Origin of the sequence: Burkholderia arboris (assembly GCF_038723655.1) — a bacterium.
In the GTDB taxonomy this organism is placed as follows: Bacteria; Pseudomonadota; Gammaproteobacteria; order Burkholderiales; family Burkholderiaceae; genus Burkholderia; species Burkholderia arboris.
The window spans coordinates 741,709-757,356 of the sequence record NZ_CP109823.1 but is presented as its reverse complement, the minus strand read 5'-3'; the positions used below and the strand labels follow the sequence as shown (position 1 = coordinate 757,356).

Annotated in this window: 10 protein-coding genes and 1 pseudogene; 9 read left to right on the top strand and 2 right to left on the bottom strand. The window is 60.5% G+C overall.

What is annotated here, in order from left to right; all coding sequences use genetic code 11:
- The first annotated feature begins 1,219 nt into the window (after positions 1–1,219).
- From OHZ10_RS36020 to OHZ10_RS36010, 3 genes are all read left to right on the top strand, one after another.
- Positions 1,220–1,552 (top strand): hypothetical protein, encoded by a 333-nt coding sequence (locus OHZ10_RS36020; RefSeq protein WP_233464288.1) that lies wholly within the window; start codon positions 1,220–1,222, stop codon positions 1,550–1,552.
- A gap of 338 nt (positions 1,553–1,890) precedes the next feature.
- A complete protein-coding gene (locus OHZ10_RS36015) occupies positions 1,891–2,139 on the top strand; it encodes a hypothetical protein (RefSeq protein WP_342706048.1) in 249 nt (82 codons plus the stop codon).
- Positions 2,140–2,398: 259 nt separating this feature from the next.
- On the top strand, positions 2,399–2,671 hold the full coding sequence (locus tag OHZ10_RS36010; RefSeq protein WP_342706047.1) for a hypothetical protein: 273 nt from the start codon (positions 2,399–2,401) through the stop codon (positions 2,669–2,671).
- Between the two features lie 718 nt (positions 2,672–3,389).
- Here the strand turns inward: OHZ10_RS36010 and OHZ10_RS36005 are convergent.
- Positions 3,390–3,671 carry a hypothetical protein gene (locus OHZ10_RS36005; RefSeq protein WP_342706046.1) on the bottom strand — a complete coding sequence of 94 codons (282 nt, stop codon included), beginning with the start codon at positions 3,669–3,671 and terminating at the stop codon, positions 3,390–3,392.
- Between the two features lie 114 nt (positions 3,672–3,785).
- Here OHZ10_RS36005 and OHZ10_RS36000 point away from each other — a divergent pair, with 114 nt between their 5' ends.
- The 5 genes from OHZ10_RS36000 (at position 3,786) to OHZ10_RS35980 (ending at position 12,120) form a co-directional block, all read left to right on the top strand.
- Positions 3,786–6,575 carry a type VI secretion system Vgr family protein gene (locus OHZ10_RS36000; protein WP_342706045.1) on the top strand — a complete coding sequence of 930 codons (2,790 nt, stop codon included), beginning with the start codon at positions 3,786–3,788 and terminating at the stop codon, positions 6,573–6,575.
- Positions 6,576–6,578: 3 nt separating this feature from the next.
- A complete protein-coding gene (locus tag OHZ10_RS35995) occupies positions 6,579–8,972 on the top strand; it encodes a T6SS effector phospholipase Tle3 domain-containing protein (RefSeq protein ID WP_342706044.1) in 2,394 nt (797 codons plus the stop codon).
- Positions 8,973–8,978: 6 nt separating this feature from the next.
- On the top strand, positions 8,979–10,619 hold the full coding sequence (locus tag OHZ10_RS35990; RefSeq protein WP_342706043.1) for a type VI lipase adapter Tla3 domain-containing protein: 1,641 nt from the start codon (positions 8,979–8,981) through the stop codon (positions 10,617–10,619).
- Between the two features lie 9 nt (positions 10,620–10,628).
- Entirely contained in the window at positions 10,629–10,889 is a 261-nt protein-coding gene (locus OHZ10_RS35985) for a PAAR domain-containing protein (protein ID WP_174993638.1), read from the top strand.
- Between the two features lie 937 nt (positions 10,890–11,826).
- Positions 11,827–12,120 carry a toxin-antitoxin system YwqK family antitoxin gene (locus tag OHZ10_RS35980; RefSeq protein WP_081052145.1) on the top strand — a complete coding sequence of 98 codons (294 nt, stop codon included), beginning with the start codon at positions 11,827–11,829 and terminating at the stop codon, positions 12,118–12,120.
- 156 nt (positions 12,121–12,276) lie between these two features.
- Here the strand turns inward: OHZ10_RS35980 and OHZ10_RS35975 are convergent.
- Positions 12,277–13,407, bottom strand: a pseudogene (locus OHZ10_RS35975) (IS3 family transposase).
- Positions 13,408–13,657: 250 nt separating this feature from the next.
- Here OHZ10_RS35975 and OHZ10_RS35970 point away from each other — a divergent pair.
- Entirely contained in the window at positions 13,658–15,586 is a 1,929-nt protein-coding gene (locus OHZ10_RS35970) for a collagenase (protein WP_342706042.1), read from the top strand.
- Positions 15,587–15,648 lie beyond the last annotated feature (62 nt).

Here is a 15,648-nt window from a genome sequence, read left to right as displayed (position 1 = left end):
TGGATTCTCCGGTGCGGTCCAGCGGAAGCTGTTAAGTGCGGGACATGTTTTTCGGTATCGCGGCGGTATCGACACCGTGCCCCCGGGGGAAACGCCGCCCCCAAAAGGCTCCAGCCACTGGATTGACAATCGAGTGGGCATGCTCTCCCGCCACGAGGAATTCCGTCCGAGCTGAACTGCGGACTAGTACAGCTGCTGGCAACCTCGCAAAGGTTATTCGGTTTCCCGAAAGACGATCATGACAGCCTTGCACCTCTGCTGATTCGCTCCGCAAGGACGCGATCGGACGTACTCGGAAGCTCGAGCATCTGTAGATTGAACGGCGAGAATATGTGACGATATGTTGGACTGTGTCGGGGAGCGGTGGCTATCGGCTGCGCGGCACATGGCCGGTGCTGCTGCGCCCGGGTGGCGGTGAGACGGCACGCAGTATCTCGCGTCCGCTTTTTAGTGTCTTTTTAGTGTTCGCGCCGGGACGCGTGGAATCAAATTTGAGGGGCCGGAGCGGGAAGCCTTGCGGATATTGGCTCACGGCGCAGGCACGATTCAAAGTTAAATGAATTGTGATGTCTGGGGTGTTTCGTGGGGGGCGGTGAAATCCGTCCGTACCCCAACCGGCAAGGGCCTTCTAGCGGGTGCGCCGCCGATGTTTTACCGAGCACCGGTTCGCGCTGCGATTTTTGGTGTCGTTTTAGTGTTCGTCGAGTCGCGTGGCGAATCCGGACTTTGGCTTGCCGATCAAATCGGGCTGGGAAGCAAGCGTTGTTTGACTGCGGTCGCGAATCACACCGAGCGTCTGATGCGCATTGATAGACGGATGAGTTTGCAAGCTGGCGTGACCGACGTGTGGTGCGCGTGTGGACGCGGAAGTTTGACAGTTTTTACGTAGAAACTTCAGGGGCGAGTCAGGACGCGCGCGGTTGTGCGGTGAAAGAGGAGCACGATGCGCTCCGCCGAAATGGTCCATGTCGAGGTAGGATCCGGCGGAATGAAGGGGAGCATAGTAAGGGCCATGTTGCCCTTCATTTCGGGACATCCTGCGAAGCCCCTGCGCGCGTCCCGCTCACGCAACTAATGTTGTGCCGCGCCCGAGCACGGCGCTCAGGGTGACCTGATCAAAGTGCTACGCGTAGAACCACCCACACCGCAGCCGGGTAGAGGCCGTCGGCGCGAACACGTGCTCGGCACGTTTCGCGCCGACGAACCAGTACCACCTGGGTTGCTCGACGCGTTGACGCGAGAGGAGCGCAAGGCGCTCTTGCGCTGGCTTGCGGCCTACCGGGAAAGCCAGGCGCGCGCAGATGCGCGCCCGGTGTTGACCGCGGCGCCCGCGCAGCTTGAGTCGCTCGTCAGGGCACTCGAGGTAGCGGCCGACACGTTGTCGGCCGCTGACGCGGATCAAATGTGGGCGCAGCTGCACGCGATCGCGCGAACGCTGAAGCGCACCGGCCATCCGCGGCCTCGCGCGGCGCGCCGGCCGCCGGCGCCGCTGCCCGGACAGCGAGACTTCTTTGATGAATGCGACGATCTCGAGGATCTGGCGGAACAGTGAGCACGTTCTCCGCCACACAAAGATCCCGACTCGAGCAGTCAATGTGCAGATCACGCATTTGCCGAGTTGGGGAAGACGGCTTGCGTGGATCCTCCACGCCTACAGGAAGTTGCCAAAGGCCCATTGAGGGCTAGGCGAGAAATGACGATGCCCACCCGACGAACACCCTCAGTACAACGACACAGGTCTTCCGCGCACGCGAAGCTTGCCAAGACCCTATTGCTTCCGATGCCCCATCAGCAGGCCGAAAAGCTCTCGCTGGAGTATCACGCGGCGTTCGAAGCGTTGCGCATGCACCCGGTTCGGCGCGCGGACTCGCTGTTCTGCTCCAGATGGTCGTGCTCGCTCGCCTTATCGACGAGGCCCGCAAACGCGAACTACGCACTGAGATCCTGGTGGCCAGCGAACGCGGCATCAACGACGCGCTCGAGCGCGGCGGGGACAGCGGAGAATGGTGTCTGGATCCGCAGACGGACGAGCTCGTCGCCGCGCTGATCGCATGGCACGACGATCAGCTGCGCGGGGCTCCGCTCGGCGTGTTCGCCGAGGCGCTCGAGCGGCTTGAACGGAATCGCGACAAGCGCTAGCACCATTGCCCGCCGGCGCACGGTGGTGGCATCGGAAGCTGGCGTGGGCGACCCGACCACCGGCAGGATTTTGCTTGATGACCATCCCCCTGATATATACACAGTGTTCTCGGCGGCATTCGGCCGCCGAACGGGCGGGGACCAGGATGGACAACCCGAATCGAGCGGTCGATGGTCGTAATCGTGAAGCTTCCGTGCAGTTGGTGCCCGACCTCGCGGGCGGGCACGCACGCCTGGCACATACACCCGGGAGTCGAGCATGAGCACCGCGCCGATGCTCGAGCAGCGCGAGACGATGGTCGCGTTGGGGTGCACGGTGGTCAGCGACTACGGTTATTCGCACCGCAGCGGCTGGACGATCGGTGTCTGTCGGGTGCGCGATAAGTGGACTGTCGAGCTGTGGGATGGAGCGTCTCTCCATGGCGTCGTCGACTCGCCGGTTGCGGCCGTCAGGCTCCATCGGGAGTTGGTGACGGAATCCGACCCACGCAGCCTTCCTGATCTCGAAGGACAGGACGAGCTGTCGAACTGACCAGGTCAAGCGATCGGTGCGGCCGGGCCGCCGGCGTAAATTTTCCGGCGTAGACGCGATCGCGGGTAGCGCCACCCCGGCCACGCTGCCGTCAGGTGCCGGCAATCGGTCCACGGGCGAGAAATAGAGCGCGTTCGCCTAAAGTTGCCAAGCGGCCGGAACCATGCTCTCTGGATCCGGCTCGCGCAAAACGTTATTTCCCATAACGCAATTCGACGCCACCCCCATATTCATATATTCAATTGGTCGATCCAATCCGTCCATTAGATATATGCGCGGCAATAATCGGCCCGCCATAATGGGCCGACATCGAAATTTCTCGTCAAATATTACGGCAACTGTAAGCTTCGCGTATGCGTGACGCCCGTCTGGTGGGCGTAACAAAGCTTGACGATCTGATTCGCGCAGTCCGTCTAGAATGACTTTGCTAAATCGGCATATGGTCTAATAGCCGAATTCCGAATGTTTTGGGAAGCGCTGGGAAACTTCCGATTGACGCCATGAGGACGCTGGGTCCCGAGCACCCGGTTTATGTCCTGACGACGCCGGCACCGAAGGATGTCTTGTCCGTGTTGGGCGATCGGTCGGATTTCGGTCCAGCGGTTCGCTGTTTCCTGTCGCCATTCGACGCGCTATTGGAGATGGTGTTCCTGCTGCGACACGATGCAAAGGCAGTCGAAGGCGTCTTGCTGTCGAGTCACCTGCCGCGGCGCGTCCTCTATTCAGGCAGTTTCGACAGCGGCCGCTCACCGTGCATCTCGCGTGGCTTGCCCACGGGAACCGGCTCGTCGTGCATCACGATGGCCATCTCTTCAGGGTTGCTCGAGACCAGGCTGCACGATGGCGTCAGCACCAAACGGTGGTAGCTATTGAAGCAGCGACGATGGCTGGCGTCGCCGGCCGTTGAAGAGGCGTCGCTCCGGCGGGCGGTCGCGGCGCTCGACGTTGTCGATGTGATCGCGGTACCTCCCGGCGATGCCGGGCAGTTGGCGTTGTACAACCCGGAAACCGGGTGCGGGCACTTCGTGCCGCGAGACGGGACCGTCTGACAGAAAATTGACGGTGGGCCACGTTGTGGCTCGCCGGATATGAACATAAAACTGAGAGGGCCGAAGTGAGCATCAGCGACACACTTGGTAGCTTCGCGTCGGGCGCGGTCGACTGGAACCGACGTCCGGTCGCTTTGAATTTCGGGCGGCTGCAAGGGACGCTGGGGCGCTTGCTTGCGCTTCAGCACGCAAACGTTCACGAAGGGCTGATGACCGGCATCCACGGGCATCTCACGTGCGTATCGACGCGACACGACCTACCGCCCAAACTGTTTATCGGCGTGCCGGTCTCATTGCGACTGGTGACCGACCGCGGCCAGCTGCAGACGATCAACGCAATCGTTCAGAACGTGCAAATCGGGCAAAGCGACGGCGAGCTGTGTGTATACCAGCTGACCGTTTGCGATACTTTGTCTCTGATGGACAAACGCACGAACTCGCGCGTCTTCCGCAAGCAGAGTGTCGTCGACGTCCTCACGGTGATGTTCAACGAATGGCGGCAGCGTAGTCCGGCGCTCGCGCGCGCCTTCGAATTCGACCTGTCATTCCTGAATCGCGATCGGTATCCCGCACGAGAATTGACGCGGCAGGTGAACGAGTCGGACGCGGCGTTTGTGCGGCGGTTGTTGCGTCGCGAAGGGATTTCAATCTTCGTCAAGGCAGGGTCCGCCAAGGGCGGCTCTACCTCCGAAGACGATACCCCGGTGCACACCTTGGTCTGCTGCGACAATCCCGATGCGTTGCAGGAAGGGCCGGCGGGAACGGTACGTCTTCACCCGCGCGACGCAGGCACCGAAGAGCGCGATACGGTGACGCTGTTCGCGCTGCACGCGCGCCTGGTGCCGGGCGCAGCGAGTCGACCATCATGGGACTACAAGAAGGCGCGTATCGATGAGTCGATCGTGGCCGGCGACGTCGACCAAGGCGATTCCGGCAACGATCTGGCAAAGCTCCTGACCGACGTCGCGATCGATGTCCCGCATGCGGGCGACTCGTGGAACGATCAGGATCGCCTTACTCGCTCACGCATGCTGGCTCACCAATTCGAAGCGGAACAGTACGACGGCGCGAGCGGGATCCGAGATCTCGCCGTCGGCACGTGGATCACGTTGACGGGTGACCCCGACCTGGACATGCAATCGGCCGACAAGCGCCAGTTCGTCGTCACGTCGATTCGCCACGACGTCTCGAACAACCTGCCGAAGGGGCTGACCGAACGCGTGCAGCAGCTCTTTGCTGCGAGCAAGAACCTCGTATCACCTTTGCCGGCCCAGCTGGCCAGTTCGTCCGCCGAATCGGATACGCGCTACGAAAACACCTTCACGTGCGTGCGCCGCGGCGTCCCGATCACGCCGGCATACGATCCCAGAATTGACCTGCCACCCGTCCATTTGTTGACCGGGGTCATCGTCACGCGCGACGGCGATGAGGTAGTGACCGACGAGCTCGGGCGGGTCTACGTGCGGATTCAAGGTCTGAATCCCGCCGATCATTCCCATGCGCAAGGGGCCGGCACGAACGATAACGCCGGCGACAGCGCGCCGATCCGGGTGGCCTCGAGCCTTGCGGGCACGCAGTTCGGCGCCTCGTTTCTTCCACGCATCGGCATGGAGGTCCTGCTCGGCGCGATCGGGGGCGATCCCGACCGGTTGGTGATCATCGCTGTCCTCGGCAACGGATCGAATCCGCCGGCGGCGTTCACGCACACCGGTTCGCTGCCTGGCAACCGATATGTGTCGGGTATCAAGACGAAGGAAATCAAGGGGCAGCGCTATAACCAGTTGCGGCTCGACGACACGCCAAACGAAATCAGCGCACAGTTGGCGAGCGAGCATGCGCATACTCAGTTGAACCTCGGGGATCTGACGCATCCGCGTGAGAACGGCACGGGACAGGCGCGCGGCGAGGGCGCTGAGCTGCGCACCGACGCGGCCGCCGCTGTGCGGGCCGCTCGAGGCATCCTGCTCACCGCCTATGCCCGTACTCGCGCCAGCGGCGACCAGCTTGATCGTGACGAATTGATCGAACTCCTCGGCGAGTGCGCTCAACTCTTCAAATCCCTTGGCGACTATGCCAGCCAGCACGGCGGACAGGCCACCGACGTTGCGGGACAGCAAGCAGTCGCAACGGCTTTCAAGGATTGGGCCGCAGGCGATGGCGCGTCCAATAGCGGCGCCAGTTCGTCGGCCAGCACACCCGCATTGATGGCATTCGGAGCGCCGGGTGGATCGGTGAACGTAACGCCGAAAACCCATGTGACGTATGCTGGCGAGAACGTTGATCAAATAGCGCAGCAGCACATGCAGCTCGTGAGCGGGCAGCGGCTAAACGCCATGGGCGGGCAGGGCGTGCAGGTGTTCGGACGCGGCGAAGGCGTGAGCGCAATTGCCGGCGAGGGGCCGCTGACACTGCAGGCACAGAAGGATGTGATGTCGGCAGTCGCCCAAAAGGGCGTGCAGATCACAGCGGTCGACGGGGAGGTCGTGATCAGCGGCAAGACGCTGCGGTTGGTCGCGGCAGACGGCAGCTACGTGAAAGTCGGAGGTGGTGTCCAGGTCGGCTCAAATAGTGCATTTACCGCACACACGGCCGGACATGATTTCGTCGGCCCTGATACCGATCACGTCGCGCAACCGGGCTTCAATCAGGCGCCGACGAGCCAGAAATTCCGGCTGCGATACCCCGGTACCGATACGAGCGAGGTTCCGCATTCGGTCCCGAATCGACCGTACAAGATCACGCTGAATAACGGCCAGGTCATTCAGGGTGTTTCCGATCACGAAGGGTTGACCAATCTCGCCGAGAGCGACGTGATGCACATCGCCCATGTTCAGGTTTTCGACGCGCAAGGATAAATCATGGCGAGCTCTCAAAATTCCCCGCGCGTGGTTGGCGAGAAGAAGGCTGTTACGCAATCCAATCTCCCGAAAGACGCGCATACGCCGGTCGACGTCGAGCACCGGTTTCCGTGCACGACGATTCTCATTCACGGCGTGAACGATCTCGGTACCGATTTCGGCACCGTTGAAGGCGGACTCTGCGAAGGGCTCAAGGATCGGCTCGGGCGACCCGATCTCAAGGGGGCCGAGTATATGCAAGGCCGCATGGCCCATGACGATCCGAACAAAAAACCCGTCACCGCCGCCGACCTCATGAAAAACCTTGACGATGTGCTTTATCGTCGTCAGGAAACCGCCGATACTCGTAGCCCACTTATCCCATTCTATTGGGGCGTCCGCGCAAACAAGGACGAGCTGCCGAAAGATGCCAATAAGCAGACCGTCAACGGCCAGTATGTCGACAAGTTCGGCAACCGCCTGGATGTGCACCGTGCCAAGGGCGGCGGTTTTTTCGCCAACGCCACGACCGACATCCCTGGCATGTTCAACTCGCACTTCATGGGCGGAAAACTTACCGCCACACTCAACTATGCCTCGGGCGACCCCACCCATCCATTGCTTGAAGCCCCGAGCCGCCATTACATGGTGCTGGCTGCCGTCCGACTGGCTGCACTCATCCGACAGATCCGAATCATCAACCCTGACGAGACCGTGAATATCATTGCCCACAGTCAGGGCACCCTGATCTCATTGCTCGCTCAAGCCTTCTTGATCAATGGCCTCAATCCGAACGCCTGCAGTGTCGGCGATCGCCCCGCCGACACGCTGATCTTGATCGACTCGCCTTTCACCCTCGAACAGGAATTCGCAGAGCGCTTTGGCCAGACCGGCGACGCACAGCAAACCACTTACGCGCGCACGAAAACCCTCGCTAATCTCACGCAGTTGGTCGCACAAGCGAAACACAGCACACCAACACTCGACAAGCTCTCCGCCACCGACGGTCAGGGTAAGGTCGTGCGCGACAATTTCGGCATCACCGGCCCCAAATGGGGCCCCGAGCATGCCACGCGCCTGACCGGCCCCCAGGATGTCGTCGGCAATGCTACGTTAGCGTTCGCCGAACGCGACAATCGCGGCAAGGTCTACCTGTACTTCTGCCCCGAAGATTCCACCGTCGCTATGACCGGTATCAACGGCATGGGCGCGTCCGGGCTATCCGATTCGCGCAGCGTCACGGCCTCGCGCGACGGTGCGAAACCCGAAATCGTCCGGCTGCTGTCCGATAGTTTCCGTCAACGCGTGTTCACGCGCCGTTTGCGCAACGGCCAACCGGTACGCGTCGGCAATGCCCCCGGCCCCTTCACGTTGCGGGAAAAGGGAGAAAGCGCACACGGAACCTCAGGCGTTATCGAAACGCACGGCAAACGCGCCGACATCCCAGTCGGCACGGTCCGCACCATCAACGGTGAAGCCTTGCCTCCGCCGTTTCCGCCGGAAATGCAGGCCAATGTCATTGACGGCACCCAACGCACCCCGCTGGACGGTAGTGCGAGCGAAGTGGAGCCGGGTCAGCAGGCCCTAGACCAGCTCGAAGCCGAGACCGTATTGAGCACCGATGGCGGGCCCGGCACCTTGCAGAAGCTCCCGCTTCAAACCATCGACTGGCCCGGTTTCGGAATCGGCAGTCAGATCCCCGATCGTGGCGCAGTCGAAACCCGACTGAATACCGGCAAGGGCGATCCGGATGATCGATGCCGCGTGCTACAGGTCACCGGCTCCTTTCCCCTCCAGCCTGGCAAACTGCAGATCGTTCGGCAGGAAACCCCCAACGAAGCCAAGGTGCGCATCATGAACACCTTCCGCTCCCCTGACTCTTATCACTCTGCCGTTATGAGTGGCCGCCGCAATCACCGCTGCGCCACCGCGTTCGATGTCGCCATCGGCCAGGGGCGAGCCATTGATGATCCGGACTGGGCAAACCTACTCCGCGGTATCGCGGACTGGCGACTATCCTTAAAAAAACTAAAGAACATTGCAGAATCACAATACAACCAGCTCGATTCCACGACCCGCGAGATCGTCGAAGCGAACTGTAAGTACTACGACAGCGGGACGTTCCCGGCCCCACACCTGGTACCGGTGACGCCGCCGCCGCAGGTGGTAAGCGAGATCTACCAGCAACAGCAGGATTTTAAAAAGAAACAAGAAGCCGAACAGGAACGCAAGCGAATCGACGAGCGCAATCAGCGTCTGAAGGCACAGGCCGAACAGGTCAAATCCCAGGTCCAACAGGGTATGGCGCGCGGCCAGCAATACATTGGCGAGCAAGCCGACGCCGCCAAGCAGGGGCTGGACGGGGCGCTCGAGCATGCCAAACAAGGCGTCAAGGATCTCTGGAACAAATTCTGATTCGCGATGACAATCACATCTTCTACCCGCGCGTCGAAACGTCCCCTGTTCGGGGCTCTGATGATGGTCCTGGCGTTGTTCTGGGCCGCCGTATTGAAGCTGCTCACCGTGAGCAGCACTCTATCCTGGGGAACCATACCAATGACTCAACGCGTGCTGCTCTGGCTGCTTCCGATCGCACTGATCGGCGGCATCGCGTATGCCGGCCACAGTCTGTGGTCGCGCCAACATACGCCACGCTCGTTTGATCCAGCAGCAGTGCAGGCCGCCGCTGCACATGACGATGCGGTCGCTGCAGCCGCCGCTCGCGATCCGCGCTTCACGCTGGAGATCCGCCGCTTCGGCGTCACGGTCGATCGCTTCCGCCAGCGCGCGCTGCTGATGCGCCTCGATGAGGCCGGTGTGAATGGCAAACTGCTGCTGCAGGATCCGAAAGAGTACCCGTGGGAAGCCATGGCGCGGATGTCCGCTGAGGGACAACGCGAAAACAATGTGTTCGGCTACACGCTGCGCAACTGGACGGATTACTGGCCAATACCTGTTATCGTGGCTGGCCCGCCGAGAGATGAGAACAACATTGATGCGGATCGCATGGCAACGCATATCAGCAGCGCCGACAACGGTGCCGGCATTGGCAACACCGTCTACATTCGTCTCGATGAGATCCATACCGAACACGGTGACGAAATAATGTCACGTGTATTCAACTTCTTTGATCAGCATCCAGACCTGCCAGCAGTCGTGCTGCTGATCGAGGATGGGTTGAATACCCGGGCATACCTACGCACTCCTGGCGAAGTAGATGTCGAGCAGCAGCGTAAAAATGGCAATTTCGTACCGAAACGCCCCGATAGCTTCGTAGCGTTGCTGGTTACACGCAAGGATCGTGTCGACAAACTAATCCGGCCATATACGGTTGACGCACCGGAAGCGATCGACAACACCAAGACGCAGTACGACGTAATCAAGCTATGGAATTACTTTTGGGCCGAACAGAAAGCCTATTGGGCAGCAAGCGACGCTGCCGGCGAATCAACGCATAAAGAAATGCCCTGGGACTACTGGCAATCGAAGTTGCCGGAATTTTGGAAGACCACGCCGCTGAAAGCGCCGGAAGGTTTCAAACCGAATCCGTGGGTGCCGATTCCATGGACGACCTGGCAGTTGAAAGAGTACGACGACTGGCCGGTGCTGGCCTATCTGCATCGGCCGGTACGGGTGGATCTCAGCGACGGCAACGGCGAATCGCTGAAGAAGGGCGAAAAAATCGAGAAACTACGTGCGGGTTGGCAGCAGGCACTGGACACACTTCCGACTGGCGGCCAGCCGGGCCGCATGTTCTACGACACTGGCGCGTCGAACAGCCAGTTGGCGCTACTGGTGCAGTCGCTCCACGACAATCCGCAGCACATCGATCTGGATGACCCGAAAGATGCATTCGACATGCAACGTCGAATTGGAGGCGACACCGGGACGAGCTCGACTTGGGTTCAACTCGCGCTCGCACTGATGTTGGATTACGGCGACGGCAAAACGAGCGCGTTGGTGAACCTGCGCGACCCGCTTCACGGCACGATCGTGATGCTGACACCTCCGGACGAAGCGTCTCGCAAAGCAAACCCACAGACGTTCAGCTGGGATTTTTAGGGGCTAGTCGTGAGCGATAAACCCTACGTCCTCGAGGGCGATACCCATAGTCATGGGGGGCGCGTCCTGTCGGGCGCGCCCCACTCTCGGATCAAGGGTCGAGCGATCGCGCGCTTACACGATCCTGCGATTTGCGAAATTCACGGTCCGACGACCATCGCGAAGGTATCGGGTCGTGGCTGTTTCGACGGCCAGCCAGCCGCGTGTGATGGCGACGAGTTGGCTTGTGGCGCGAAGTTAATCGCAAGCCAAACCAACACGGGCGGCTGATCGGGTGACTTATCATGGCACGGCCAATGGCGTCGTGCTCACGAGCGCGTGCGAACTGGGGATCGCCCGGTGGGCCAAGACGGGAAGCGTGAAGCCGTAGACCAGTCACATGCCGTAGAGCAAAGCAAAGATGTCAATCCGAGGTGTCCGTTGCACGTGGCTCTTGGGGTCCGAGTTGACAGTTTTATCGACAACCTCACCGAAATAATGTCGTCACTTCGTCTATGTCCGAAGCAAAGTCGTCAATTTGCATCGTACGCTCCCCCGCCCGACCGTAGAGCTATGATTTATATGCGATTTGTGGTTTGCGAATCGTTCGGTGGCGGCGCCGCGCCCGGGCTACGGCCTGGAGGCGTGTATAGCCGATGGCGGCTCGGATGCTACGGTCGGCTGCCCGAGTTTACCAGTGGCCTGAACGGGACCGCTCCAAGTTCGCCATCCGGCCAATTGTCACCGATCACGATGGGCGGCTCGCAGTGCATGTTCGACAACCAGGACTGGATCGGCAACAATTCCTCAGTCAAGTCAACACGAAAGCCCTTGCGAGCTATCTACCACCCATCATGTGCGTCGACAGTCAGCTTCGCCCGTTTCGGTCAGAGCAAGAGGTTCTTTCTCAAATCGCCCAATTTAGTCCGGCTGGTGGGGACTGGTTACCGCTCGAGCGTCTTTTGGAAGATCTCTGGAGCGTCGGGGTGTCGGAAAAGTCGTTCAGTGTTCTATTCGGCCTTTTTGAACGATTCCCCGATAGTGATGGGGCGGGAGTGCTGTGGAGCATTGTTCACGGGGTCGAGAGTCTTGACATTCCTTATGAACAGGAGCTGGCAAAGTCGCTCGCGCAATGCTCGTCTCACATGGGCAACATAATGATGTCGCGATTACGGCGCAGTCTTGAATGATGTGCTGGCTGACGAAGAGGTGCAAAGCGGAGGGCGTAATGGTGGAATTGAACATCGCGGAAATTTTGTATCCAAGCGGTGCGCTTAGATACCGCTATAGCAGATACCTGGCCGCTGATGGGCGGCGATGGATTCGACACGGCCTCTTCGTTGAATACAGAGAGGACGGCACGCTCGCGTCTGAAGGAACCTACGAACACGGCGTTGAGCACGGAGTCTGGAAGGATTTCCATCCAAACGGACAACTAGCCGCCCTTGGGGATTACGATCACGGAACCGAAGCAGAGAACTGGACGTATTGGGACACTGAAGGGCAACGCGAGATAAAGTGACGACCGATCTCGACAGCGGCGAGCGTAGGTCTCAGCGTAACTTTCTACGCTAACCTTTGTCAGATAAGGCGCAGGTACTGCTGCATCATTGGCGTGACGGATGCAGGTGCTGCCGTAGTTTGCGTGCTTGAGGCTAGCCCAATTTCCGTCCCGGTCTTAGTTGGAAAATTCCGACTCTTCGGGGTGGGCCGAATCGGCACCGATCGGTGCACTGGCGGGCGAATTCCGCCGGCGTCATCCACTGCAGCGCAGAGTGAGGGCGCGCCTCGTTAGAGTACTCGCGCCAGACCTCGATTTTGTGTCTGGCATCCTCCAACGACAAGAACCAATGCGCATTGAGGCATTCCTCCCGGAAGCGTCCGTTGAAGGATTCGTTCTTCGCATTGTCGGTCGGCTTGCCAGGACGCGAGAAGTCAATCTCCACTCCATTCTCGTACGCCCATTTGTCGAGCGCCTTCGATATGAATTCGCTGCCATTGTCTGCCTTGATATAGCGGGGAAGCGGACGATGATGTGCAAGCCGAGTCAGCGCGGCGACGACGTGCTCACCACGCAACGAGCCATCGACTTCAATCGCCAAGCATTCCCGCGTGTAGTTGTCCACGATCGTGAGGGTGCGCAAGCGTCGACCGTCAAACAGCGCGTCAGCGACGAAATCCATACTCCAGATTTCGTTGATTGCGTTCACTGACTGCTTCGGCCGTCGGCGCCGAGCGGATTTGTTTCGACGGGGTCGCTTGTGGCGCAACGAAAGGCTCAGTTCGCGATACACGCGTTCTACTCTCTTATGGTTGTCCCGCCAGCCTTCCCGGCGAAGCATCACGTACACGCGGGGCGCACCATAATGCACCCGCACTTCCGTGATCTCCTTGATGCGCATCTCCAGCGCGCTCTGATCCCGCGCGACCGACTCGTAACGGTAGACCGTGCGGGATAGCTGCAACAACGCGCAGGTCTGCCGCTGGCTTGCGCCGAAACGTTGCATCAAGTCCGTGACAAGCTCACGGCGCCGAGAAGGCTTCAGAGTTTTTTTGACAGCACGTCCTGCAGCATGGCCTTGTCCAGCGACAGATCGGCCACGAGCCGCTTGAGCTTCGCGTTCTCTTCCTCAAGCCGCTTCAGCCGGCGCAGCTCCGAGGGTGAAAGCCCGCCGTACTTCGTCCGCCAGTTGTAAAGCGTCGCGTCGCTGATCCCCATCTTGCGGCAGACCTTCGCGACCTGCGTGCCCAGCTCGGCCTGCTTCAACGCGTATGTGATCTGCTCGTCGGTGAACTTGCTCTTCTTCACGGCATGACCTCCTGGTCTCGATGACAACGTCATGCCGGAATTTTCCACTTTCAAAATGGGACAGTTTTGTGGGCTAGGGTCACGCCCGGGCGATCGGCTGAATTATTTCGGAAATAGATTTTTATTGGCGAATAATAAATACAATCTAGGCTTATCTGCGTCGCGTCAATTAAATTGACATTACAATATGTAATGTTATATCTTGGTTTCTCAAAAACAACCGAGAGAAGATAAAGTGGCAATTAACGAGGTGCATCAAAATAATCATCGCTGGTCGGCCATCGTCGCGTTGTCGGTATTCGTGGGGCTGGCCGGCGCCGCGTCGGCCAATACCGAGCCGTCTCCGACGACGCAACCAAAGCAGGCGCGCATGCCTCGCGTGCCGCAGAATCTGCCGGTGTCGCCCGAACAGGCCCAGTACAACCTGCCGCTCAGCCAGCAGGATCGCGCGGCGCTGACCAAGCCGTCGCAGTTGAAGCAGCCGGCCACGCGCAGCAAGCGCAGCGCGTCGGGCGCCGATTGCCGCGACATGTCGGTGATGACCCAGTATCGCGGCGCGGCGCTCGCCGATTACATCGCGAATCTTCCCGATTACGAATGCCATTACGGCTTGTTCTCGGTCGACAAAGCGCAGGCCACGCAGATTTTCAATGCCGAAAACGTTCACGCCGTCGCGAGTCGTTTCGTGCAGGAAATCTATAAATACGACGCGAGCAATTTGATCCTGGTCAATTTGCTGATTTACCTGCGCTCCGCTTATTACCAATATGACGTATCGGGCATTGCCAACCCGATTCCGGATCTCGCGGTGTCGCTGCGCCCGTATATCAAGCAAAGCCTGGAGGGCGATGCGCTCTATCGCGACAATTCGCGTGCGCCGAGCACCGCGAACGAGCTGATGAAGCTCATCACGAACATGCGGGATGAAGCGTACTACCTGCCGACGCTGAAGAACCGCATCGCGTCGTACACCGTGAGCGCGGCGAATCCGCAGGCTGCGGCGCCGCTGCTGCAGCGCAGTGCGGCGGGCGGCTTCACCGGTTTGCTCACGGTGTTCTTCTACGCGCACCAGCGCAGCGGCGCGCAGCCGATGCTCGACAACGACGCGACGCTCCCGGAGACGCTCAACCGTTTCGTCACCGCGAACCGCGCGAGCCTGTCGAACACGAGCGCCGCCTATCAGCTGGCCGACGCGGCGCGCGAAACGTTTCGCTTCCTCCGCTATCCGACGCAGAAGCCGCGCGTGAAGAAAATGATCCAGGACATGCTCGCGTCGACGAGCATGACGGGCGCGGACAGCGATCTCTGGCTCGCGGCGGCGGAAGCGGTCGACTACGGCGATCCGGGCCACTGCGCGGACTACGGAACCTGCGACTACAAGAAGCGGCTGGCCGACGCGGTGCTCTCGAATCGCTACGCGTGCAACGCGGGCGTGCGCATTCTCGCGCAGGACATGACGATGCCGCAGCTGCGGTCCGTCTGCACGGCGGTCGCGCAGCAGGACGACTACTTCCACCGGATGATGAAGACCGGGCGCAAGCCGGTCGCGGGCGATCGCAACGACACGATCGAACTCGTCATTTTCGATGACTACGCGAACTATCGAAAATACGCGTCGGTGATCTACGGCATCAGCACCGACAACGGCGGCATGTATCTCGAGGGCGATCCGTCCGCGCCCGGCAACCAGGCGCGCTTCATCGCGCACGAGGCGTCGTGGCTGCGGCCCGAGTTCAAGGTGTGGAACCTCGAGCACGAGTTCACGCACTATCTCGATGGCCGCTACGACATGGCGGGCGACTTCTCGGTGAGCACCGCGAAGCCGACCGTGTGGTGGATCGAAGGCGTGGCCGAGTATCTGTCGAGAAAGAACGACAACCCGGAGTCGATCGACGCGGTGCGCACGGGCGCGTACCGGTTCTCGGACGTGCTCGGCACGCGTTACGCGTCGAGTGACTACGTCGCGCGCGCGTACCGGTGGGGCTACATGGCGACGCGTTTCATGTTCGAGCGCCATCGCGCGGACGTCGACACGATCGTGTCGCGCTTCCGGGTGGGCGATTACGACGGCTACGCAAACTATGTCGCGTACATCGGCAATCGCTACGACACCGAGTTCGCCGACTGGGCGCGCAACGCGACGACGGCGGGCGAGCCGCCGGTGCCGGCGAAGCGCTGACAGGCACGGGCGGGCGCCGCGTGATCGGATGCCGGTCACCGTGGCGCCCGGAGCAAATGAGG